Below are 23,379 nucleotides of genomic sequence, written 5' to 3' on the forward strand. Positions count from 1 at the left end.
CCATGCAGCAACGGGGATTCACTTTGATCGAACTGATAGTGACGGTGGTGGTCATGCTGTCGGTTTCAATGCTGGCTATCCCTGCCTTCCAGACCGCTATTGGCAACTCGCAGATCAGGGCGGTGGCCGAATCTATCAAGAATGGCCTGCAGCAAGCTAGGGCAGAAGCGATCAAGCGTAACGCCAATATCAGGTTCATCCTGCAGCGTGATTCCAGCTGGCAGTTTGGCTGCCAAACCGTGACCGCCACTTGCCCGGCGGTGATCAGCAAAAAAAGTGCGACTGAAGGTTCTTCTGCCAATATCAGCGTGGTGGCGGATAACAACACCGCTGTTTTTACCAGTTTTGGCACGCGCGACCCTGCAGTGCAGGACGGCTTGTCGCTGGTTAATATCAGTAATTCACAGGTGACTGACAACGAACGCCGGGCGTTGCGCATTTTGCTGGCGGCCGGCGGCTATAGCAAACTATGTGACCCCGCCGCGAAGGCAGGAGATGTGCGCGCATGCTGAGCCCGTTAAGCAGAAAACCTAGCGTGCGCCGCCAGCCAACACAGCGCGGTTCCGTGCTCATAGAATCACTGGTGGCCTTGGTGATTTTCAGTATGGGCGTGCTGGCACTGGTGGGCTTGCAAACGGCGATGATGAAAAACAGCAGTGATAATCGCTACCGTGCTGAGGCGCAGCTCATTGCGCAGACCCACCTGGCCAATATGATGGCCTTTGGCGGGGATGCAGCGTCTTATATCAGCCAGGTCAACCGCGAAACGATCAAAACCGAGTTGCCCAATGGCACGCTGACTTTTTCACCTATCACCAACAGCATGGTCAGTGTCACCGTAGGCTGGCAAGTGCCAGGCGGCGCGCCTCACCAGGTGAATGCTTCCAGTTATTTATTTGATGTGACTGCAGAATGACGCGCCTATCTCACAGCCACCCACAGCAGAAAAAACTGGCCAGGCCACAGGCAGGCCTGAGCCTGATCGAGTTGCTGATAGGCTTGCTGATCGGCCTAGTGGCCACGCTGGCTATCACCAACCTGTTCAGCGGGTTTGAAGCGCGCAAACGCGTGATCTCCGGCGGTGCCGATGCCCAGTCCAGTGGCGTGCTGGCGCTCTATTACCTGCAGCGCGACGCGCAGAATGCCGGCTTTGGCCTGCCCATGTATAACAGCTCAGATCCTTCACCTATGCGCTGCGCCCTCAATACCTCTATCAACCAGGCCGGGGTGCTGATCAATCTTTCACCGCTGGTCATCGTTGAGGGCGGTGCCAGCAATGATATCGTGCGTATACGCTACGGCAACCCGTCCAGTGGCGGTGCCTCGGTACGGGCGACCGGAAATATGACTAATCCGGCCCTGGTCGGCCAGCTGATAGGTTGCCAGGTGAATGACATTGTACTTTTCCATCAATCACAGGTCGCGCCCAACTGTAGCCTGGCCCGCATACAGAGATTGAATGCAGACCGCACTATCAATGCGCTGGTTGAGCTGAATACTGCGCCTACCGCCAACCCGGTGACCAATCTGAACGGGGTCGATTGGGTGAAGTTCTCGTGCCTGGGGGCGTGGAACCAGTATGAATACAGCGTGAATGACGCACAGGAACTGACCAGGACCGGTGGTACGGCGAGCTCTGCGCCTTTTCCCAACAGTGTTGCCGTGCCGGTCGCCAGCGATATCGTGTCGCTGCAGGCGCAATATGGTATCGCTACTACGCTGGACTCTGAGGGACTGCTGCTGAACCGGGTAGACCAGTGGACAGATGCAAGCGGTAACTATGGACCAGGTATCACCCTGGAAGCCCGCAACAGCATACGCGCCATCCGTATCGCCGTGGTGGCCAGGGATGGCAATCTGCAAAAGGCGGCGGTCAGCCAGCAGTGTACCGGCAACGCGCCCGGCCTGAATAAAGTGTGCATCTGGAAAACCGATGCCACACCCGCCAATGTCAATTTAAACCAGATAGCTAACTGGGATCGTTACCGCTACCGTACTTATGAAATCACCGTCCCGCTCAGAAACCTGCTATGGAACCGCGATGCCTTATAAGTCATTAAGCTCAGCCTGCGCACGCCTGCAGACCCGGCAACAGGGGCTGGTGTTGTTTTTTGCCTTGCTGGCGCTGGCCGTCATGTCTATCGCATCGGTCGCCCTGATACGCAGTGTAGATACCAATGCCTTGTTATCCGGCAATATGGTGTTCCGTCAAACCGCAAGCGCCACTTCTAATGTAGCGCTGGAAGGCATCACCGAAAACATCTCGAAAAAAGTGTCGCTGGTCAACAGTATCAATCATTATCCGCAGCTAGGTTATTACGCTACTTGCAGCCAGTTCGATACGCAGCCGAATGCGCTGATCTGTGATGGTAACCGGCTCACCACCATGGCCTGGGACAATAGCAACAGTAGCCTGGTGCCTAGCCAGACCGATGGTAACGACGAGATACGCAATGGGATAGACCGCCAGGGTAATGAGATACGCTATGTGGTTGAGCGCATGTGCAGTTACAGCAATGCTGAAGTGAATGCCGGCTCGGCCAAGCTGGACGTCAGCCGCTGCCTGATGGCCAGTGCCAGCGGCTGTAACGATGGTTCATATAACGATGTCAACATGTCAAAAATGAAGGATTGCCCGGATAAATCCAGCTCACCGCTGTATCGCCTGACCTTGCGCATCGCCGGGCCTAAAAATACCTTAACTTTCATGCAGTCGTTTATCTCCAATTAAAGAGGCGCAATGATGAAAAGCACATTTTGGATACAAAGGCTGCTATGGGTGTGCCTGCTGTTGTCAGGCATCGCCAGGGCTGAGTTCCTCGATCTGGCGACCATGCCGTTGCAGACTTCCGGTAGTTCGGATGTCAAGCCTAACCTGATGTTCGTGCTGGATAACTCTGGCAGTATGGGCTGGGACTATTCGCCGGACTGGGCCAACTCATCTTCTGACTGGCTCAGGGATAACGCTGATTACAACACCCAGTACTATGACCCGGAAGTGATTTATAGCCCGCCGCTGACCTACCAGGGCGTGAGCATGAACAACCAGACCAATTTCAGTGCCGTCGCCAATGAGGTGGATGAGCAGGGCAGAACCAAGAATGGTACTTCGGATCTGCGCAACAATGCTTTTTATTATGCTTTTGTACCCGGCGAATATTGTTCTACCCCCAACCTCACCAGCTGCGTGATTTCCAAAGTGCCTACCGGTGTTTATACCTACCCGGCCGATATCCGCTGGTGCAACAGCAGTACTGCCGCCGCCAGGCGCACATTGTCCGGTTCACAGCGCTGCCAGAAGATACGCAACGCCAGTGCGACAGTGAATGACAGTAATACCTACACCTCATTGCGCCAGCCGATCGCGACTTACACACTGACCCTGACCAGGACAGCGTCTGTCGCCACCGTGCAAAGCATCAAGATCAATAATGTGGAGATACTGTCGCAAACCGTCTCCAGCAACGGCAATAACAACACGCTGGCCTCAGATGTGATGAGCAGGATATGCCAGAGCAGTTACACCGGTAACTGTAATGTGAGTGGTAATAAGGTCACTCGCAGCAGCAATGTATTGACCATAGACACCCCGGCCGGCGACCCGATAAATCCCGCCGCGCCTATCCAGGTCACCATGACCGGCGGCACGTTCAGCGCGCAATTAACCATAGACCAGACCAATGATATCCCTGGCAGCATGGTGTATGTAGGCATCAGCAGTGGTGCAAACTATGCCGCGCCGGGTAAAACAGTCAAGGGCAGCGACCGCTCCGATTGTGCCGGCACCACCTGCACCTATAACGAAGAGATGATCAATTACGCCAACTGGTGGGCCTATTACCGCACCCGCATGCAATCCATGAAAACCGCGGCCAGCCAGGCATTCAAGTCGCTGGACGCGCGTTATCGGGTCGGCCTGGTGACCATCAACAGCCCGGGCTCCAACTATCTGGCGATCGCGCCTTTTAACAGCACGCAAAAGCAATTATGGTATGACAAGCTGTTTGCAGTGGTCGCTAGCGGCGGCACGCCGTTACGCACGGCTTTATCCAGCGTAGGCAGGCATTTTGCTGGCAAAAAGACGTTGGGCAATGATGACCCCATGCAATATGCGTGTCAGTCCAACTTTACTTTGCTGACCACCGATGGTTACTGGAACGATAGCGCCAACCCGGTGCGTATCAATGGCTCGACCACCATAGGTAACCTCGATGGCGGCAGTACGCCCAGGCCGCAACTGGACAGCAGCGGCAAGTCAAATACGCTGGCCGATGTCACCAAGTATTTTTACGACACCGATATCCGCGACTCCACCCTGTCGAATTGTAACGGTGCGCTGGGCTCTTCGGTGTGTGGTACCAACGACGATTACCCCAAGCAGAATATGGTGACCATGACGCTGGGCCTGGGCATAGACGGTACCCTGGTCTACACCGACGATTACAAGAATCAGGCAATGGGTGATTTCAAGGATATCAGTTCTGGCGCTAAAAACTGGCCCGACCCGACTGCCAACGAAGATGGCACGCGTATCGATGATCTGTGGCATGCGGCGGTCAACGCCAACGGCACCTATTACAGTGCGAGTAACCCCAAACTGCTGCGTGAGTCGCTAGCCAAAGGCTTGTCTGAGATCAAATCGGTGCAAGGCGCGAGTGCCGCAGCCGCAGCCAGTAGCCTGGCACCTACCGATGGCGATAACTTTCAATATGTGGCGAGCTACCAGACGGTCAAGTGGACCGGTAACCTGGAGTCGCGTACGGTGAACATCAACTCACTGGTCACCTCTGAAACCGCAGGCTGGTGCGTGGAGAGTGTGGCTTCGACCGCGTGTGCCGTGCCCTCGGTTGAAACCAGGATCACCGGTAATGGCAGTACCGCCATTTATTGCAAGGCCACCAACTCTGACCAGTCCAAATGCGACAGCGCCGGCGGCATATTGGGCGCAGTGCTGGGCACCAGCGAATCTTCATCCTGCTATGTGGAGATCTCCGGCAGTTGTACCGGCCGCCTGCAATCCCAGGTCGCCGGCAACAGCCGCAAGATCTACTTCAATTCGAATAATGCGCTGGTGACTTTTACTGCCGATAACTTATCCACAACGCAAAAAACCGCACTCAACAATGGGTATCTGGCACTGAGCCAGATGCAAGGTTTGCCTGCCTCTGACCCCAAGATCGCCGACGCTGCCAAGGTCAACAAACTGGTAGATTACCTGCGCGGCAATAAAACCTATGAGGATAACAGTGGTAACACGGTGGCGGCCAATCGACTGTTCCGCGAACGGCAAGCCACCCTGGGTGATATCTCCCAATCGGCCCCGGTATATTCCAGGGTGCTCAACGCCACCTATCTGGATGCCAACCATAAAGCCTATAAAAATTCTATGGAAACGCGCTTGCCCGCAGTATTCGTAGGCGCGAATGACGGCATGCTGCATGCTTTCAATGCCAATACCGGCGATGAGCTGTGGGCATTTATTCCTACGCCTGCCATTGCCAACCTGGCCAACCTGGCCGATAAGGAATATGGCGCGAATTACCATACCAACTATGTGAACGGCAGCCCGGTGGTGAGGGATGTCTGTATCTCTGGCTGCAACGGCAGTGGCGCAGTCTGGCGTACCATTCTGGTCTCAGGTCTCAATGGTGGCGGGCGTGGTTATTTCGCGCTCGATGTGACTAACCCTACATCCCCCACCTTGCTATGGGAGATGCATACCCAGAACGGCTTTAACAGCAACCTGGGCTATAGCTTTGGTAACCCTGTGGTGACCAAGATGCAGGATGGGCGCTGGGTAGTGCTGGTGACTTCCGGCTACAACAATGGCACTTATGCGCGCAAACTCAATGACGGTACTTTCGTCAATAATAGCCCTATGGGCGATGGTGGCGGTTATCTGTACGTGCTGGATGCCTATACCGGCACACAGCTGAAAACGCTTTCTACCGGAGAGGGCAGTGCGTCCAACCCTAGCGGGCTGGCCAAAATATCCAATTTTGTGGAACGCATGTTTGAGAACAATACTTCGGTAAAAATCTATGGCGGTGATCTGAACGGCAATATATGGCGCTTTGATATCAATACCAATGCGGTCACCAAGATCGCCACCCTGCGTGACGGCGGGGGTAATCCGCAAAAGATCACTACCAACCCCGAGTTGGGCAAAGTCGATAAAAACGTAGTCATCATGGTCGGTACCGGCAAGTTTCTCGAACCCGCCGACTTGACCAATACGCCGCAAAACTCGGTATATGGCTTTAAGGATGCCGGGCAGTCCACAGCCATAGCACGCAGCCAGTTAGTGGCACAAGCGATGACCAGTGACCGTAAGGTGCTTTCTGCCAACAAGGTGAACTTTGATACCGGCTTTGGCTGGTTGCTGGATTTCCCAGCCGGCGAGCGCGTGAATCTGGACCCGCTATTGATCAATGGTGTACTGCTGATGCCTTCACTGGTGCCTACCAGTGAAGCCTGTAGCGGTGCCGGTTATGGCTGGTTCAATTATTTCAACTACAAGACCGGCGGCTCGGTACTGCCTAGCGGTATCGTTTCCGAGCGTCTGACAGCGCCTGCGGTAGGCTTTAACATTGTTTATGACAGCAAGGGCGTGCCGCATGTTATGGCGACTTTGAGCGACTCGCCTACACCGAGCGAGACCAAGATGGGTGGCCAGGTGCTAGGTAGAACTGACCCGGGCAACGTCAACGAGATATTCAGGCAAAGAAAGAATCTCAGCTATGGCACCAAACAAAGCTGGCGTGAGCTTATCCCTTAGACGATAAAAAGCCCCTGATGAACTGCCTGCAGCGGGTCAGACACCAGGTCTGTGAGCAAGCAGCTCATTGAGGGGCTTTTTACAGTGCGGTGTTACTTCACATTTTTGGCGAACACATACAAAATCGCACAAATCACTACAACAATACCAATCAGCGCATAAATACCGATAGCTCCTGGAAACATGATTGCCTCCTGTCGTGATAGTTGAGGGAAAGTTTATTCTAGGCAAACATAAGACGGCTGTCTATGCGTATATCTCCTACAAAAGGATGTTTGAACGCTGTGATTGGAAAGCTGTGTTTGGGAAGCTGTGATCGTAAGCCGTGATTTAAAAGCTTTGATCAAAAAAGTCACCAGGAGCTGGCGACTGGGCGGGGTTGCTGATAGATTCAGTTATCAGCACAAGATGGCACAGGATGCGATCTGTGCCTGGTAAAGCGAATGCTGCTTAAACCACTTCCAGCGACAGCTCTGCAGGTTTGTAGATCGCCAGTATATTATTGTCAGCCACGATGTCTTCCGCCAGGTACATAATGTCCTGCGCTGTCATCAGTTCCGGCATGCTAGCCGTGTAGGTCAGGGGTTCTTCCAGCCATTGATTCATGATTGTTTCCTTTATAGCGCATCTGTATAAGTCTAGTAACGTCATTTCGGATAAACTCTTGATGGCAAAGCCGCGTAATTCACGCTTATTTACATCTGCTATTCATCCTGTTAATCAACAGCTTACAGCGCGTGTATGAAGATTTAATGAAGTAAATGTGCAAGACATGTGTCACAGGCTGGCCTGCCGGGGTAAACGCAAAAGTTGGTAAACGCAAAAATTGGTGAAAACGCAAAAATTGGTGAAAACGCAAAAATGCGCGCAGAATGGGCAGCCTGTCCCTGGCTAATTATGAAGACCTCACCATGAAGGCCTCACTATGAAAGTATTTCTAAAATGAAAACTATTCGGCTTGTAGGGATTGTTGCTTTGCTGGCTATCATTGCTGCCGCTGTGCTCTACTGGCAAAACCTGACCGAAGACAGTGGCGACATGCCGCTCAGCGCACTGGCGCAGACAATTAACCAATGTGATTTGATCGCCGGCAAGGCTGCGGCCGGTCTGCCAGAGGCGCTAGCTTTTCAGAAACTGGAAAAAATGGCCAGGCAATCGCGGGTGCTGGACAGATGCATGCAGGACCGGGGCTACCAGCAAGACCCGGCCTGGGTAGACAGGGCCAATGCACGCGCGGCTGAGATCGCCCAGGCGCAGAATATTTCACACAATGAAGCCTTTGAAACCCTGCGCCGGCAGGCCATGCTCAAAGATGAACCCGCAGGCGGTGGTTACTGGCGCGCACACAAGTGAACGCTTAGCGTTTTTGCCCCAGGTAATCGGTTTTGCCTAAAGGCACGCCTAGGTGGCGCAAGATGTTATAGGCGGTGGTGCTGTGAAAATAGACATTGGGCATCACCCATTTCTCCAGGTAATCAAGCCCGGTAAAGCTAAGCTCGGCTTTGCGTATGGTGAGTACCACCTGTTTGCTTTCAGCACCGGCTAATTGTTCTGGCTGGATCTGCGCTAGAAAATCCACGGTTTTATCTATGCGTGCATACAGCATCGCAAAGCTGGTTTCATCATCTGCATACTGCGGGATCGCTAGCCCGGCCAACCTGGCACCGGCACCCTTGCTCATATCGCTGACCAGCTGCACCTGATTGGTCAGTGGATACATATCGACAGACAGCCGGCTGTTGAGCAGCACCTCTGGCGCCACTTTCTTTTGCTCTGCATACAGTTCACCTTGTTGCAGTATGTGTTTCAGGTTTTGCAGGTTGCGCAGCAGCGGCGCGATACTCACATCATATAAATGCATGGCTCATATTCTCAATATTCATAACGACGATATTGTAACGCTTCCGCGATATGAGCATCACTGATGGTTGGGCTGGCCGCCAGATCAGCGATGGTGCGCGCCAGTTTGAGGATGCGGTGATAGCTGCGTGCCGAGAGCGAGAATTTCCTCATCGCTGCCTGCAACAGGGTATGGCTTTTGTCATCCAGCTGGCAATGCCTGTCGATTTCCAGCGGCCCCAGCGCGGCATTTGGCTTGTTCTGGCGCAGCATCTGCCGCTGCCTGGCCAGAATGACGCGCTCGCGGATAACGGCACTGTCTTCGCCAGCCTGGCTATGGCTCAGCTCTTCCGGCTTGAGTGCCGGCACTTCTATATTCATATCGATGCGGTCCAGCAACGGCCCGGAAAGTTTGTTCTTGTAACGTGCGATCTGCTCCGGCGTACAGCGGCAGCGCTGGTTATAGTGGCCGTAATAGCCGCATGGGCAAGGGTTCATTGCCGCGATCAGCTGAAACTGTGCCGGAAAGGTCGCCTGCCTGGCCGCACGCGAAATCGTAATGCTGCCGCTTTCCAGCGGCTCGCGCAGCACTTCCAGCACTTTTCGGTCGAATTCCGGCAACTCATCCAGAAATAACACGCCGTGGTGGGCAAGGCTGATCTCACCCGGGCGCGGCACACTGCCGCCACCTACCAATGCCACCGCAGAAGCCGTATGGTGCGGCGCGCGAAACGAACGCAGTTTCCAGCTGGTCGCAGGAAACTGGCTGTTCAACGACAATATCGCAGCACTCTCCAGCGCCTCCTGCGTGGACATGGCGGGCAATATGCTGGTAAAGCGATGCGCCAGCATACTTTTGCCGGTGCCGGGCGGGCCGCTCATCAATACACTGTGCTGTCCGGCGGCTGCCAGTTCCAGCGCGCGCTTGGCACGCAGCTGGCCTTTCACTTCGCGGTAATCTGCCAGCATGGGTGTTTCACTGTGGGTCTGCGCTGCTTGCTGCGGCAACGCCTGTTTGCCGGACAAATGCGCGCACACGGCAAGCAGGCTATCCGCTGCATAAATAGTCGCACCTTCGACCAGGCTGGCCTCGTATGCACTCTCTTGGGGCAGAATCGCGGCGCGGATATTGAGGCTGTCCTGGCGCAGCTGGTAAGTCATGGCCAGCGCGCCGCGTATAGGCCGTAGGGCGCCGGTGAGCGCCAGTTCACCGGCAATCACATAACTGGCTAAATGTTTTTTTGGCAGCTGGCCGGAAGCAGCCAGTATGCCCAGCGCGATCGGCAGATCATAGCGGCCACCTTCTTTGGGCAGGTCGGCAGGGGCAAGGTTGACAGTGATACGCCTGGCGGGGAATTCGAATTGCGCGGTTAGGATAGCGGCGCGCACGCGGTCTTTGCTCTCTTTGACCTCGGTTTCAGGCAAACCGACGATGGTAAAGCTGGGCAGGCCATTGGCGAGATGTACCTCTACCACGACTTCAGGTGCTTGCATGCCGCTCAGGGCGCGACTGTATAAAACGGCCAGACTCATGTTGCACTCCTGCTTAACGGAATGCTAACAATTGTAAATTATTTTTTACTTTCTGTTGCTTGTGCTTGTGTTTGTGCCTGTTCCAGGGCGCTGATCTTTTGTTCCAGGTCACGTAATTGTTGCTGGGTGCGGGCCAGCAAAGCCGACTGTATATCAAATTCCTCACGCGAAACAAGTTCCATTTTGGTGAGCACGCCCTGAATTAGTGCGTGAATATTAGCTTCAAGCTCTGAAATTGGGCTTGATTCTATTAATTGTTTGATTTTAAAAGATAATTCTTTGATTCTCTCGTTTGAAAACAGCATGGCACAGTGCTCCTTTTTGTTGGATTCTAGCATGTCTGGCCGCTGAATAGCCAGGTTTTAACCGCCATTTATTTGTATAAATCAATAAAAATCAATCACTTAAATAAGTATTGGTAGTTATATTTTAAAATAAATAATGTAACTATATGATTTTAAACAATTATATAGATTGGCACATGCTTTGCTTAGTCGTCAATGTTGTTTCATTCTCGTTTACAACAATTCGATCAAGACTTTTATAGAGAGAGGACTCATAGATGCGTCAATCTATTTTACTTACAGCAGTATTAGGCACCTTGTCACTGGCACAAGTTTCTTATGCAGCTGAAGCTGAAGAAAAAGCGCCAGCGGCTGTAGAAGCTAAATCGCCTTGGGCAGCGACAGCCAACATCGGCTTCGTGTCTGATTACTACGCGCGCGGTATTTCACAAAACTGGCACAAACCTTCTGTACAAGGTGGCCTGGACATTACGCACGACAGCGGCTTTTATGTCGGTGCCTGGGGTTCTAACGTCACACCTAACACTTTTCCTGATGCAACGGCTGAAGTCGATGTGTACGGTGGTTATAATGGTGCCGTACCTGGCGTCGAAGGTTTAGGCTACAGTGTCGGTTTGATCGGTTACCTGTATCCAGGTGGCTCATGGAAAAAATACAGAGGTTCTGCTTCTGTTGGACCAGATGGTGCAAACACAGTGTTAACACCACGTGGTGGCCGCTGGGATACCGCTGAAGTCAACTTTGGCCTGGCTTATGGCTGGGTAAGCGCCAAGTTGTCTGTGACCCTGACTGACTGGTTCGGTGCCGAGCGCGCGACCGGCTGGGATGGCAGCACCAAAGGCAGTACCTATTTTGAAGTGAACGCGAACTATCCATTGCCATGGTGGGACCTGACACTGGTTGGTCACGTTGGTCAATTGAATGTAAATGGTAAACTGGATACAACATTCTCCAGTGACGGCGGCACAAACTTGCCAAGCTCAAGTTTCTCAGGCGCTTCCAGCCCTGACTACACTGACTACAAGATCGGTTTGAGCAAAGCATTCAAGATCGGTGCTTCTGAAGGCTGGAACGGCGGTATCTACTACGTAGGCGCCAGCAATAAGCAGTACTGGGGCGAAAATGGTTACGGCGGTACCAGCTTTAACGGTAAAGGCGATAGCGTACGTGCACAAAGTAAAGATCTGAACGAAGGTCGTTTGGTGTTGACACTGACCCGCACTTTCTAAGTCGGCTGTAAACACAAGTGCTGTAAACACATCTGGCGGGCACGGTGCCTGCCAGAGTTAACAACAGGAGAAGCAAATGAAATTTGTGTCCGCAATAATCAAGCCGTTCAAGCTTGATGAGGTGCGTGAAGCTTTGTCCAACATTGGGGTACAAGGCATCACCGTCACTGAAGTAAAGGGGTTTGGACGCCAAAAGGGGCATACCGAGTTATATCGTGGCGCCGAATATGTCGTAGACTTTTTGCCAAAAGTAAAACTCGAAGTGGCTATTAAAGATGACATGCTGGACCAGGTGGTAGATGCCATCGAGAAAGCAGCAGCGACCGGCAAGATTGGCGATGGCAAAGTATTTGTCTTCGATTTGGAACAAGTTTATCGTATCCGCACCGGTGAGACCGGTCCGGATGCGTTATAGGAGAGGGCTTCAGCTATGAAGAAAATTCTTTCTGTATTCTCGCTGGTCGCCCTGATGGGTCTGGCAGCGATTCCGCTCAGCTATGCTGAAGAAACTGTGACAGAGACTGTGACAGTGACGGAAACCGTGACGCCTGATGCTGCCCCTGCAGCCGAAGCGCCAGCAGCAGAAGCTGCTTCTGCAGAAGCCGCAGCTGCGCCAGCAACCCTAGATGTAGGTAACACTGCATTTATGATCGTGGCGACCGTGCTGGTGATCCTGATGACTATCCCTGGTCTGGCACTGTTCTACGGTGGCCTGGTCCGCCAGAAAAACATGCTCTCGGTATTGATGCAGATCTTTGTGGTGTTCTCGCTGATCTCTGTGCTGTGGGCGGCCTATGGTTACAGCCTGGCATTCAGCGAAGGCAATATGATAGTCGGTGGTTTAAGCAAGGCCTTCCTGTCTGGTATCACGACTGAAAGCCTGACCGGCACGATTCCTGAATATGTTTTCCTCACCTTCCAGATGATTTTTGCCGCGCTGACGCCTGGCCTGATCGTCGGTGGTTTTGCCGAGCGTATCAAGTTCTCTGCCGTGTTGCTGTTTACCGTTTTGTGGGTGACATTTGCTTATATCCCTATCGCACACATGGTGTGGGGTGGCGGTTACCTGGCTGAACTGGGTGCCAAAGACTTTGCTGGCGGTACTGTAGTGCACATCAACGCTGGTTTGGCTGCATTGATAGGCGCAGTGATGTTGGGCAAACGTATCGGTTACGGTAAAGAAGCCATGCCTCCGCATAACCTGGTGATGACCATGATAGGTGCTTCATTGCTGTGGGTGGGTTGGTTCGGCTTTAACGTAGGTAGCGAACTGGCTGCGGATGCGACTGCAGGTATGGTGCTGGTGAATACACAACTGGCAACAGCGGCAGCGGTATTGGGCTGGATCTTTGCTGAATGGTTGTTCAGAGGCAAGCCTAGCATGCTGGGTGCTGCTTCAGGTGCGGTTGCCGGCCTGGTTGCGATCACCCCTGCATGTGGTTTCATCGGCCCTATGGGTTCTATCATCCTCGGTTTCACCGCCAGCTTTATCAGCCTGTGGGGCGTGACCAAGCTGAAAGGCGCACTGGGTTACGACGACTCTCTGGATGTATTCGGCGTGCACGGTCTGGCTGGTATCTGGGGTGCGGTTGGCACTGGCGTGCTGATGGCTCCTGGCCTGGGCGGTGTTGGTTACGCTGAAGGCGTGACCATGGGCGGCCAGGTGACTACGCAGATCATCGCGGTAGTGGTGACCCTGATCTGGACTGGTGTAGTGAGCGTGATCCTGTACAAAATCGTTGATGTGGTGGTTGGTCTGCGTGTCAGCGAAGAGTACGAGCGTGAAGGTCTGGATACAACTGAGCATGGTGAACGTGCATACAGCTTGTAATCATCAGAATTAGCCGCCTGTGACCGCAGGCTGGCTAGAAAAAACGGCTCTTTCAGAGCCGTTTTTTTTTGAACTTAATGCAGTGCAGGGTTACCAATGCAGTGGGCCTGAATTACAATAACTTTATTATGGCAAAAGCACAGTCGGAATTAACGCCTCTTCAACGAGTTTCCCAATTAATCAGTTTTGAAAAGCAGGACATCCTGCTATTGGTTTACCTCACCATGGGCTACGGCCTGTTGGGCATCGCGACACCGGTGGCGGTGCAAACCATGGTCAATCTCGTCACCATGGGCGGCGTATTGCAGCCGCTATATGTGGTCGGCTTTATCCTGTTTTGCCTGCTGGCGCTCTCCGGTGCCATTTATGCGATTGAAAGTTTTCTGGTTGAACTAATACAGCGGCGTATCTTTATACGCGGTAGCTTGATGATCGCGCAGAATACCCAGCAGATCCATGTCTCTGTCTATGACAAAAATAACCCGGTAGAGCTGGTCAACCGCTATTTCGATATCCAGACGGTGCAGAAATCGGTGGCGACCCTGCTCACCATAGGCCTGACTGCCTTGTTGCAAGGTCTGATAGGCAGCATAGTGCTGCTTTTTTACAGCCTGTATTTCGGCATCCTGGTCATCATCATGCTGGTGGTGCTGTGGGCGGTGATCTTCTGGCTGGGCAAGCAGGCTGAGCTGACTGCAGTGCAGGAATCCAAGGCCAAATATACGATGGCGGCTTGGCTGGAAAGTATAGCGCGTAACAAATGGCTATCCAAATTCTACGGCGCCAGGCAACGCACGCGCGACAGGACCGAGCACCTGGCTGAGTATTACCTGGACGCCAGAAGTGCACACTTTAAAGTATTGATGACGCAGCTTATCAGCGCAGTGAGCATGTATGCGGTGATAGGCACCGCCATGCTGGTGCTGGGCGGTACGCTGGTGATCAAGGGGCAGATCAACCTGGGCCAGTTTGTGGCGGCCGAGCTGATCATTTTTGGCGTGCTGTCGGCTTTTGTGCGCTTTATCACCAAGCTGGAATATTTTTACGACCTGCTGGCGGCGGTGGATAAGCTGGGCGTACTCGAGACATTGCCGGTGGAAGCCTCAGGCCAGCATCAATCGAATAGCGATGGCTATCACCAGTTGCAGGCGATAGACCTGAGCTTTAATCATCACCACCAGACCGCGCTGGTCAACCAGCTCAACTTTACGCTGCAGCGCGGGCAAAGCCTGGCGGTGCTCGGCGCACTGGGCACCGGTAAAAGCACGCTGCTGGAACTGATCGCCGGTTTGCGCCAGCCTGAGCAAGGGCATCTGACCTATAACGGTATCGATCTGCGGCAACTGGATCTCAACCACCTGCGCGACCGCATAGGCGTGGCGAACAAGATGGAGTGGCAGCAGGGCAGCATACTGGAAAACCTGCGCCTGACCAGGACCGAGGTAGAGATAGACGAGATCATAGAAGTGCTGCAACTGCTGGGCTTGTGGGATGACATCAGTAAACTGGAGCGCGGCATAGACACTGAACTGACTGATTATGGTGCACCCATGTCATACACCCAGCTGCAACGGCTGATGCTGGCGCGCGCCATGATAGGCGCGCCTGATTTGATGATCATAGACGGCCTGCTGGATGGCCTGGCTCAGCATGAGCTGGAGCAGGTGCTGACTGTGCTCAAGCGCTACGAAGCCAACTGGATGCTGATCGTGACCACGCGCTTCAAGCATATTGCGCAGCAGTTTCAGCAGGTGGTGACGCTGGATGCGAGCAATGGCAAGTCAGGGGCTGGCCATGCATAATTTATTGCAGACCTCGCTGATGCGCGATGTGGAAACGCCAGACCGGTTGCGGCTGTGGATCAGGCGTATGGCCTGGCTGTTGCTGGTGCTGCCGACGCTGTTTATGTTTTTGCCCTGGCAGCAAAACGTGACTGCGCTGGGCAAAGTCACTGCCTATTCGCCTTCAGAGCGCGTGCAGACCATAGATGCACCGGTCAGTGGGCTGATCAATCGCTGGCATGTGCAAGAAGGCACGCAAGTCAAAGAAGGCGACCTGCTACTCGAGATCAGCGATACCGACCCTAATTTCAAGCAGCGCCTGGAAGCGCAGCGCGATAATCTGCAAAGCAAATTCACGGCAAAGCAGGATGAATTAAGTGCCTACGAGCTACAAAAGCAAAGCCTGACTTCAGCGCGTGACGCCAAGATCGCCGCCGCGCAATACAAACTCGATGTCGCCAACCAGAAGATACGCAGCAGCCAGGAGGCGGTCAATTCTGCCCAGGCGACCCTGGACGCAGCCAGCTTGCAGGTGGCGCGTCTGCAACGTTTGTTTGGTGACGGGCTGGTTTCCAAACGTGACCTGGAAGTAGCCGAGCGCGACCATATCATTGCCAGCCGTAACCTGAGTGCGGCGCAGGCACAATGGCAATCGGCCAAAGCCGAAACCAGCTCTGCCGGTGCCGATATCCAGCAGATACGCTCGGATACCCAGGCCTACCTGGATTCGACTTCGGCGACCATCAACAAGATCAAGGGCGAAATGGCAGATAGTGAAAACAGCCTACATAGCTCAGAGATCTCGCTGGCACGACAAAACATGCAAAAGATAGTCGCCCCGCGTGACGGCACTATTTTCCGCCTGCCGGTGAACTCGCAATCGCAAATCATCAAACAGGGCGACCCTTTACTGGTGATCGTGCCGCACACCTCGCAACGTGCGGTCGAACTATGGGTAGATGGCCGCGATGCACCTCTGATCACGCAAAAAAGCGTAGTCAGGCTGGAGTTTGAAGGCTGGCCGGCCATACAGGTGCCGGGCTGGGCGCAAGTCGGCGTAGGCACCTTTGAAGGCGAGATCTCATTTGTTGACCCTACCGATAATGGCAGCGGGCATTTCCGTATCATGGTGGTGCACAAACCCGGCTCACCAGAATGGCCTTCACCACGCTTCCTGCGGCAGGGCATCAGTGCCAAGGGCTGGGTGTTGCTGGAACGCGTGACCATAGGCTACGAGATCTGGCGCTTGCTGAACGGTTTCCCGCCGCGTATCCCGCAAGAGCCGTCACCGTTGACCACCGGCGCAGGCAAACCGGCATGAGGCGTAAAGGCTGCATCAGGCAGTGGTCACTCCCTGCCAGCCTGTGCCTGCTGCTCAGCATAGGCAATATGGCCGGCGCTGACGAAGTCAGTGACACACGCACCCGGCAGCGCTTGCAGAAACCGGAAGGCCGCGCACTGGAAAACTACAGCCAGCAACCGGGCCAGCCGCTGCACGACGCCATCAAGCAGCAGCAACGCAGACCTGCTGTCGCTGTTGACCTCAAACGCGCGCTGCAACCGTTTGATAACCCCGAAGACGACAGCATGCTGCCCGAAGCAAGCGGCCAGCAGGTCACCATCACTGATATCCGCCAGCGTGCACTGCAGAATAACCTGCAGGTCAAAGTCGCACGCATGGACCCGGAACTGGCCAGACAGTCATTGCGTGAAGAACAGGCCAAGTTCGACCAGGTGATTTTTGCCTATGCCAAATACGCCGAAAAAGATACCCCGGCCATGTCAGGTGACAAAGTGATCATCAAATCTGACAATCCACTGCTCGATGGCGAGCTGGCAAAACTGAACCTGGATGCGCAGAAAAAAGAATACTGGGATGTAGAGGCCGGTATCAAAGTACCGTTGCGTACCGGCGGCACCGTGACGCTGAGTGCGCCGCTGGAAAACCGGCAAAGCCTGGGCAAGTTCGCCAGTGACCAATACCGTAGTGCCTTGCGCTTTTCATTCAGCCAGCCTTTGTTACGCAACGCCGGGCGCGATGTCAATGAAGCCAGCATACGCATCGCCGAGCTGGATAGGGATGGCGTGCAGTTACGCACGCGTTTGCAGACCATACGCATAGTGGCGATGGTGGATAAGGCGTATTGGGAGTTGTACGAAGCCTGGGCGGCGCTGGACGTGAGAAAGAACCAGTTCGAGTATGCCAGCCAGAATCTGTCCATGGTGAAACGCCGGGTGCAGGAAGGCCTCACCGCAAAGGTGGAGATCAATCGCGCCGAGATAGGCGTGGCTGACCGCATGGAAGCGCTTATCGTGGCAGAAACCAACCTCAAGCTCGCTCACCGGCAGTTACAGTTTTTGTTGAATGATCTGCCCGACGACCAGGAAAAACAATCGCCTTGGGTGCCGGCTACCCCGCCTAACCTGGTCAGGTTCGAGTTTGACCGCGCGCACCTGATCCGTGATGCGCTGGATAGCCGTATCGAGTTGCTGGACCAGGAGCTCAAGCTCAGTGCAGACCTGATACAGATCGATTATCTGCAGAACCAGACCTTGCCCATGTTTTCGCTCGATTACCAGTATGGCGCACTGTCAGGCTCAGGCGAGCGCTTCAGCGATATCGGCCAGGACTTGTTCCAAGGCCGTTACCGCGACTGGTCAGTGGGTCTGAAATTCGAAATGCCGGTCAGCAACGAGGCGCGCAAAGCCAAGCTGGACCGGGCGGTTGCGCAGCGCATGCAGCGCCTGACCACCAAGACCCTGCAGACGCTGACGGTGAAACGCGAGATCCATGATGCGCTGGATAAGATAGACCAGAACTGGCAGCGTATCATCGCCGCGCGCCAGCAGGTACTGGTCGCCGGCATCAACTACGAAGCCGAGCTCAAGCAGTTTAATGAAGGCTTGCGCACCATGACAGAAGTGCTGGAAACCCTGACCCGCCTGGGTGAAGCACAACTGAAGGAGATACGCGCCATCAGTGATTACCAGATTTCACTGGTCGATGTGGCTTTTGCCACCGGCACCGTTTTAGGCCACGGCCAGATCAGTTTGCAATAGGGTGCTTGCCGCCGGGATGGCGAGGGCGCGGCCACGTCTGCCGCAAGGGTGCCTGCTCAGGTCGGCTCTGCCGGCGGTTGCGCCCGCACCATCTCGCTAAGCTGCGCCAGATTCATACGATGTATGCCTGACTTCTCGCCGTTCTTGCGTGGCGCCGAGCGTATATCATCGGCCTCGAAAATGCTGATGCGCTGCGTACCAAAGCGTGTCTCCACCAGCAATACCGGCACCCGTTTGCGCACCAGTTCATGCTTCTGCTTGCCGGGCCGGTCCGACATGCGGTAGTGCTGTTCATCACCATGGTAGGGGATATTCTGGTTGAGCAGATAGATCTCCAGTTCTTTAGCGCTTTCGGCAAACACATGGATATCGGTATCGGCATAAGGCCCGGCGGTGCCATCCAGCACCGGGCCAGTCAGGTGCGGGTTGAATTTCTGTAATAATTGCATGGTCAGCAGCGCCGCCTGGCGCAGGTCCAGCAAGTGGGCAGCGTCTGCCTCATCGGCATACAGCGCATGATATTCACGCAGGGCAGAATCTATCTCGGCATTGGTCGGCAATGGCGCATCCTGCTGTATGCCCAGCAGTTTCACCGCCTTGCGCTTGGCACGCGCATAGTCGCTGATGCCTTCTTCAAACATCAGCCTGGCTGCCGATTGCGCTATTTCCTGGCGCAGATCACTTGGAAAGTCATCAAACATAAGCGCTGTACCATCAATAATCTAGTTAGGGCTCAATAGTTTTGCCGCCGGGTTGGCCGGTACTTTTCTGTCCTCATCACCGCCGGAATGTTCCCCGATCAAACGCTCCAGAAACGAGGGTTCATCCTGTTCAGGCCCCTGCTCGCTGGAGGGGTCGAATAATCCCGGCAGGTTTTCCGGCTGCGATTGCGGCAAATGCTCTTCATAGAAATATTCATAGATGCCCTGGTCATCTTCGCCAACCTGCGCGCCGGTGTAAGTATCCACTTTCAGTTGCAGTATGCCCTCGGGCACTTTGTACTGGTAGATAGGCACGCCTTTCAGCGTGGCCTGCATGTATTTGATCCAGATCGGCAACGCGGCGCGACCACCGGTTTCGCCACGGCCCAGGTTACGCGGGCTGTCATAACCGACCCAGGCCACTGCGACTTCTTTCGGGTGATAACCGGCGAACCAGGCATCGTACTGGTCGTTGGTGGTGCCGGTCTTACCGGCGATGTCCGGGCGTCGCAGCGACAAGGCGGCGCGTGCCGTACCGTCGCGCACCACGTCCTGCAGCATGGTGGTGATGATAAAGGCATTGCGCTGGTCTATGACCCGCTCTTGCGAGATATGCTTGCCTGGCTGCACTGCCATCACCACCTTGTCACGGCTATCGGTGATCTTCTCTATCAGGTAAGGGTGCACCTGGTAGCCGCTGTTGGCAAAGGTGGCATAAGCGGCCGCCAACTGCCACGAGGTGGTTGAACCGGCGCCCAGGGCGGTCGATAGGTACGGCGGGTGGTCTTTAGGGTTAAAGCCGAATTTACGCAGGTAGTTTTGCGCATAGCGCGCCCCTATGGCATTCATCAGGCGGATAGAAATAGTGTTCTTCGATTGTGCCAGTGCCTCGCGCAAACGCATGGGGCCTGCGTATTTTTCATCGTAGTTACGTGGCTCCCAGTTGCTGTTGCTGCCAGTTTCGGTAGAGGCAAAGCTGATAGGCGCATCTTCAAATACGCTGGCTGGTGAATAGCCTTTTTCCAGCGCAGCCGAGTAAATAAATGGTTTGAAGCTGGAGCCGGGCTGGCGACGGCCCTGCGTCACATGGTTATATTTGTTGCGCTGAAAGCTGAAACCGCCTATCAGTGCATTGACCTGGCCGGTTTCCGGGTTGAGCGCAATAAAACCACTTTCCACCTCAGGCAATTGCACCACCATCCAGTTGTCGTTTTGCTGGTAAACACGGATCACCGCACCGGCCACCAGTGAAGTCGGGGTCCGTTTGGCTGGCGGCATATGATTCTTCACCAGCAACAGCGATTTATCCTGCAACTTGAGCACAGTGCCACGCTGAGTGACCAAAGTGAGCAGGTTGGGTTCGACCTTGGTGACCAAGGCGGGCACAAACTGGTTATAAGTGACAAAATCACGCAGTAATTCCCTGGCTTCCGAAGCGCGGATTTTGCCGGATGGCAAAGAAATGACTTTTTCCGGCCCACGGAAACCATGGCGTAATTCAAAGTTGATGATGCCCTGGATCACCGCGGCATTGGCCGCTTCCTGGTGCTGCTTGTGTATGGTGGTATAAACCTTAAAACCGCTGCTATAGACTTTTTCGCCATAGCGTTTATACAGGCTGGTGCGGACTATCTCTGCCACATATTCGGCCCCCAGGGCGTGCACCATGCGCTTGGATGACTGGAACTTGAGCGGCGCATTCATGGCAGTCTCAAATTCGCTTTGCGAAATCATTTTGTAGCGGTGCATATCGCGCAGCACTTCATGCTGACGCCTGATCGCAAAATCCGGGTGTATATAAGGGTCGTATTTGCTGGGTGCTTTTGGCAGGCCGGCCAGCAGCGCGGCTTCGGCCAGGTTGAGCTGGCGCAGGTCTTTGTCAAAATAGGTGCGGGAAGCGGCGGCAAAGCCATAGGCGCGTTCGCCCAGGTAGATCTGGTTCAGGTAGAGCTCGAGTATCTTATCTTTGCTGATGGCGTTTTCAATCTTGATCGCCAGCAGCGCCTCTTTGATCTTGGTCCACATATTGCGTGGCGTGGTCGGGCTGCTGAAAAAATTCTTTGCCACCTGCATGGTGATGGTGCTGGCGCCTTCGTGGCCGCGCCCGGTCAGGTTGTTGCGTATAGCGCGCAGTATGCCGGTGGTATCTATGCCGTTGTGCTGGTAAAAGCGCCTGTCTTCAATCGCCAGAATGGCGTCTTTCATGACTTTGGGCGTTTGTTCTATAGGCACAAAGGCGCGTCTTTCCTGGCCGAATTCACCGATCAGGTTGCTTTCGGCATCGTAAATGCGCAGCGGGAGTTTAGGGTGGTAATCGGTCAGTGCTTCTAGTGATGGCAGCGAGGGGTAGAGGATGCTAATCATCAATACCAGTAGTGCTGCGACGATCAAACTGCCGATGAGGGTGATAAAAAGAAAAGACTGTAACCAGCGTTTTGAATTCATGCCTAGTGTTGCCATCGTGAGAATTACCCCTGAATTGTAATCTTTTTTTGCTGATTCATTGGCAGTTAATTATGGAATCATGCAAATAGTCGGAGATAGTCCGCAGCTGGGGCGATCGCAGTATTTGCATATAAGCAGTTAAAAGGTTTGGGGTTGGCACGTTTGATGCATACCCCTTTGGGAATTTAATACAATCTAAGGGCGATTCAGTTGAGTCTGGGCTTTTTACAAAGAAAAAAAACCAGTTTTATCGGTGTGGATGTCAGTGCGACCGCTATCAAGATGGTGGAGTTGTCGGCAATAGGCAAACATCAGTTCCGACTGGATGGTTACGCCAGCGTCGCCTTGCCTAAGGGCGTGATCAGCGACGGCAATATCAATGACCTGACCCAGGTGGCAGACACCATACGTTCGGCCTGGCGATTGCTGGGCTCGCGTGCGCGCCAGGTGGTCATGGCTTTGCCTGCTTCTGCTGTTATTTCAAAACGCGTGATCATGCCGGCCGGGCTCAGTGATGAAGACCTCGAGTTGCAGGTTGAAGCCGAGGCCAACCAGTACATTCCGTTTCCGCTCGAAGAAATGAACCTCGATTTTCAGGTGCTGGGGCCTATAGGTAAAAACACCGATGAAGTTGAAGTGCTGATCGCGGCCGCCAAAAAAGAAAAGATTGATGACCGGGTCGCCATCGCCGAAGAGGCTGGCCTGAAAGTCAGCATCATGGATGTGGATGCCTATGCCACTGAAACCGCCTACCGCCAGATTTTCAAACAGTTACCCGAGCACACCAAAAAGACCGTGACCATGATTCTCGATATCGGTGCCCATGTCACCCATATCAGCGTGATGGTCGGCCTGCATTCGGTGTATGCGCGTGAGCAGGCTTTTGGCGGCGCCATGCTGTCACAGGAGATCCAGCGCCGGTTCGGGCTTTCTCCGGAAGAAAGCGAGATCGCCAAACGCCAGGGTGGCTTGCCGGATTCTTACGAACAGGAAGTGCTGCAACCGTTTTTGCAGACGCTGGCCGGTGAAGCGGCGCGTGCCGTGTCTTTCTTCACCAATTCTACCCAGTACAACAAGGTGGATCATCTGCTATTGGCAGGTGGCGTGGCGGCGACTACAGGCCTGGCGGCGCTGATACAGCAAAAAACCGAGATACACACGCTGGTAGCCAACCCGTTTCATGGCATGACACTGGTGAACAAGATCAAGGCTAATCAGCTGGGAACCGATGCGCCGGCGCTGATGATCGCCTGTGGCCTGGCATTGCGCGGGGTGGACGCATGATTAAAGTCAACCTGCTACCACATAGACAGATACGCCGTGCTGAACGCCAGCGTGAATTCGGCCTGATGGCCTCGCTGGTCGCCATTGCTTCTGCTGCCATTCTGTTTGTCAGCTGGAGTTATGTAGGCGCACAGATCCGTAGCCAGCAGGAGCGTAACCAGCGCCTGCAGGATGAGATGGTGCGTCTGGATAAAGAGATCGCGGTGATAGTGACGCTCAAGGACCAGATCAAGCACGTGCTTGAACGCAAGCAGATCGTTGAAGGCCTGCAGAGTGATCGTAACCAGGCGGTGCAGATCCTCGACGAACTGGCCAGGCTGTTGCCGGAAGGCGTGTCGCTGAAAAGCATCAAGCAGGTAGAAGACGAGATAGAGCTGAAAGGTGTCGCCGACACCAATGCCAGGGTCGCCTCGCTGGTGCACAACCTGAGCGACTCGGCCATTATCCATAACCCTAATCTGGTGGAGATCAAGGCGAGCACTAATCAGCAAGACATCAAGCAATATGAGTTCGTACTCCGGATCATGCTCAAGCCGGAGCAAACGGATGCCAGCCAGGCCCAGCAAAAGCCTGCGGCAGCAAAAAGTTAAGGC

Annotated in this window: 20 protein-coding genes; 14 read left to right on the top strand and 6 right to left on the bottom strand. The window is 54.2% G+C overall.

Translation table 11 applies throughout. The annotated features are described in order from the left end of the window. Positions 1-2 precede the first annotated feature (2 nt). Genes ACFQ1Z_RS13625 through ACFQ1Z_RS13645 form a run of 5 tightly spaced genes read left to right on the top strand, consistent with a single transcriptional unit; the run spans position 3 to position 6,778 of the window. Positions 3-512, top strand: a complete 510-nt coding sequence (locus ACFQ1Z_RS13625) for a GspH/FimT family pseudopilin (protein WP_379058609.1) — start codon at positions 3-5, stop codon at positions 510-512. After that, positions 506-916, top strand: a complete 411-nt coding sequence (locus ACFQ1Z_RS13630) for a type IV pilus modification PilV family protein (protein WP_379058612.1) — start codon at positions 506-508, stop codon at positions 914-916. Before ACFQ1Z_RS13625 ends, ACFQ1Z_RS13630 begins: the two co-directional genes overlap by 7 nt. After that, on the top strand, positions 913-2,052 hold the full coding sequence (locus ACFQ1Z_RS13635) for a PilW family protein (protein ID WP_379058615.1): 1,140 nt from the start codon (positions 913-915) through the stop codon (positions 2,050-2,052). Before ACFQ1Z_RS13630 ends, ACFQ1Z_RS13635 begins: the two co-directional genes overlap by 4 nt. After that, positions 2,042-2,731 carry a hypothetical protein gene (locus ACFQ1Z_RS13640; protein WP_379058618.1) on the top strand — a complete coding sequence of 230 codons (690 nt, stop codon included), beginning with the start codon at positions 2,042-2,044 and terminating at the stop codon, positions 2,729-2,731. Before ACFQ1Z_RS13635 ends, ACFQ1Z_RS13640 begins: the two co-directional genes overlap by 11 nt. A 12-nt stretch (positions 2,732-2,743) precedes the next feature. After that, on the top strand, positions 2,744-6,778 hold the full coding sequence (locus tag ACFQ1Z_RS13645) for a pilus assembly protein (protein ID WP_379058621.1): 4,035 nt from the start codon (positions 2,744-2,746) through the stop codon (positions 6,776-6,778). A 450-nt stretch (positions 6,779-7,228) separates the two neighbouring features. On the opposite strand, the gene ACFQ1Z_RS13650 is transcribed toward ACFQ1Z_RS13645, so the two are convergent. Then, positions 7,229-7,384 (bottom strand): hypothetical protein, encoded by a 156-nt coding sequence (locus ACFQ1Z_RS13650; protein ID WP_379058624.1) that lies wholly within the window; start codon positions 7,382-7,384, stop codon positions 7,229-7,231. 336 nt (positions 7,385-7,720) lie between these two features. Between ACFQ1Z_RS13650 and ACFQ1Z_RS13655 the strand changes: the two genes are divergently transcribed. Further along, positions 7,721-8,131, top strand: coding sequence for a hypothetical protein (locus ACFQ1Z_RS13655; RefSeq protein ID WP_379058627.1), 411 nt, complete (start codon positions 7,721-7,723; stop codon positions 8,129-8,131). Positions 8,132-8,135: 4 nt separating this feature from the next. On the opposite strand, the gene ACFQ1Z_RS13660 is transcribed toward ACFQ1Z_RS13655, so the two are convergent. Genes ACFQ1Z_RS13660 through ACFQ1Z_RS13670 form a run of 3 tightly spaced genes read right to left on the bottom strand, consistent with a single transcriptional unit; the run spans position 8,136 to position 10,488 of the window. Beyond that, complete coding sequence (locus tag ACFQ1Z_RS13660; protein ID WP_379058630.1) at positions 8,136-8,639, bottom strand: DUF1993 domain-containing protein; 504 nt, start codon at positions 8,637-8,639, stop codon at positions 8,136-8,138. A gap of 11 nt (positions 8,640-8,650) precedes the next feature. Then, positions 8,651-10,150: a YifB family Mg chelatase-like AAA ATPase gene (locus ACFQ1Z_RS13665; RefSeq protein WP_379058632.1), complete on the bottom strand. Its 1,500-nt coding sequence runs from the start codon at positions 10,148-10,150 to the stop codon at positions 8,651-8,653. A gap of 38 nt (positions 10,151-10,188) precedes the next feature. Continuing rightward, the gene (locus ACFQ1Z_RS13670; RefSeq protein WP_379058634.1) at positions 10,189-10,488 is read right to left on the bottom strand and encodes an accessory factor UbiK family protein; all 300 of its coding nucleotides are present in this window, start codon (positions 10,486-10,488) and stop codon (positions 10,189-10,191) included. Between the two features lie 224 nt (positions 10,489-10,712). Here ACFQ1Z_RS13670 and ACFQ1Z_RS13675 point away from each other — a divergent pair, with 224 nt between their 5' ends. The 6 genes from ACFQ1Z_RS13675 to ACFQ1Z_RS13700 all read left to right on the top strand — a co-directional run bounded on the left by ACFQ1Z_RS13675 (position 10,713) and on the right by ACFQ1Z_RS13700 (position 18,356). Then, a complete protein-coding gene (locus ACFQ1Z_RS13675) occupies positions 10,713-11,684 on the top strand; it encodes a TorF family putative porin (RefSeq protein ID WP_379058636.1) in 972 nt (323 codons plus the stop codon). A 76-nt stretch (positions 11,685-11,760) separates the two neighbouring features. Next, positions 11,761-12,099, top strand: a complete 339-nt coding sequence (glnK, locus tag ACFQ1Z_RS13680; RefSeq protein ID WP_018986930.1) for a P-II family nitrogen regulator — start codon at positions 11,761-11,763, stop codon at positions 12,097-12,099. A 15-nt stretch (positions 12,100-12,114) separates the two neighbouring features. Further along, positions 12,115-13,515, top strand: a complete 1,401-nt coding sequence (locus ACFQ1Z_RS13685) for an ammonium transporter (protein WP_379058640.1) — start codon at positions 12,115-12,117, stop codon at positions 13,513-13,515. Positions 13,516-13,643: 128 nt separating this feature from the next. Beyond that, on the top strand, positions 13,644-15,317 hold the full coding sequence (locus ACFQ1Z_RS13690; RefSeq protein ID WP_379058643.1) for a peptidase domain-containing ABC transporter: 1,674 nt from the start codon (positions 13,644-13,646) through the stop codon (positions 15,315-15,317). Continuing rightward, positions 15,310-16,617, top strand: a complete 1,308-nt coding sequence (locus ACFQ1Z_RS13695; RefSeq protein WP_379058646.1) for an HlyD family secretion protein — start codon at positions 15,310-15,312, stop codon at positions 16,615-16,617. The genes ACFQ1Z_RS13690 and ACFQ1Z_RS13695 overlap by 8 nt, the downstream gene beginning before the upstream one ends. Further along, positions 16,614-18,356, top strand: a complete 1,743-nt coding sequence (locus tag ACFQ1Z_RS13700; protein ID WP_379058648.1) for a TolC family protein — start codon at positions 16,614-16,616, stop codon at positions 18,354-18,356. Before ACFQ1Z_RS13695 ends, ACFQ1Z_RS13700 begins: the two co-directional genes overlap by 4 nt. Positions 18,357-18,412: 56 nt before the next feature. Here the strand turns inward: ACFQ1Z_RS13700 and ACFQ1Z_RS13705 are convergent, their stop codons facing one another. Together ACFQ1Z_RS13705 and ACFQ1Z_RS13710 are read right to left on the bottom strand one after the other, a co-directional pair. After that, entirely contained in the window at positions 18,413-19,057 is a 645-nt protein-coding gene (locus ACFQ1Z_RS13705; RefSeq protein WP_379058650.1) for a hypothetical protein, read from the bottom strand. 21 nt (positions 19,058-19,078) lie between these two features. Continuing rightward, complete coding sequence (locus ACFQ1Z_RS13710; RefSeq protein WP_379058653.1) at positions 19,079-21,502, bottom strand: penicillin-binding protein 1A; 2,424 nt, start codon at positions 21,500-21,502, stop codon at positions 19,079-19,081. 210 nt (positions 21,503-21,712) lie between these two features. Between ACFQ1Z_RS13710 and ACFQ1Z_RS13715 the strand changes: the two genes are divergently transcribed. Both ACFQ1Z_RS13715 and ACFQ1Z_RS13720 read left to right on the top strand, forming a co-directional pair. Further along, positions 21,713-22,786: a pilus assembly protein PilM gene (locus tag ACFQ1Z_RS13715; RefSeq protein WP_379058656.1), complete on the top strand. Its 1,074-nt coding sequence runs from the start codon at positions 21,713-21,715 to the stop codon at positions 22,784-22,786. Continuing rightward, on the top strand, positions 22,783-23,376 hold the full coding sequence (locus tag ACFQ1Z_RS13720) for a PilN domain-containing protein (protein WP_379058658.1): 594 nt from the start codon (positions 22,783-22,785) through the stop codon (positions 23,374-23,376). The genes ACFQ1Z_RS13715 and ACFQ1Z_RS13720 overlap by 4 nt, the downstream gene beginning before the upstream one ends. Positions 23,377-23,379: the final 3 nt, after the last annotated feature.

Origin of the sequence: Methylophilus luteus (assembly GCF_042676265.1) — a bacterium.
Taxonomy (GTDB): domain Bacteria; phylum Pseudomonadota; class Gammaproteobacteria; order Burkholderiales; family Methylophilaceae; genus Methylophilus; species Methylophilus luteus.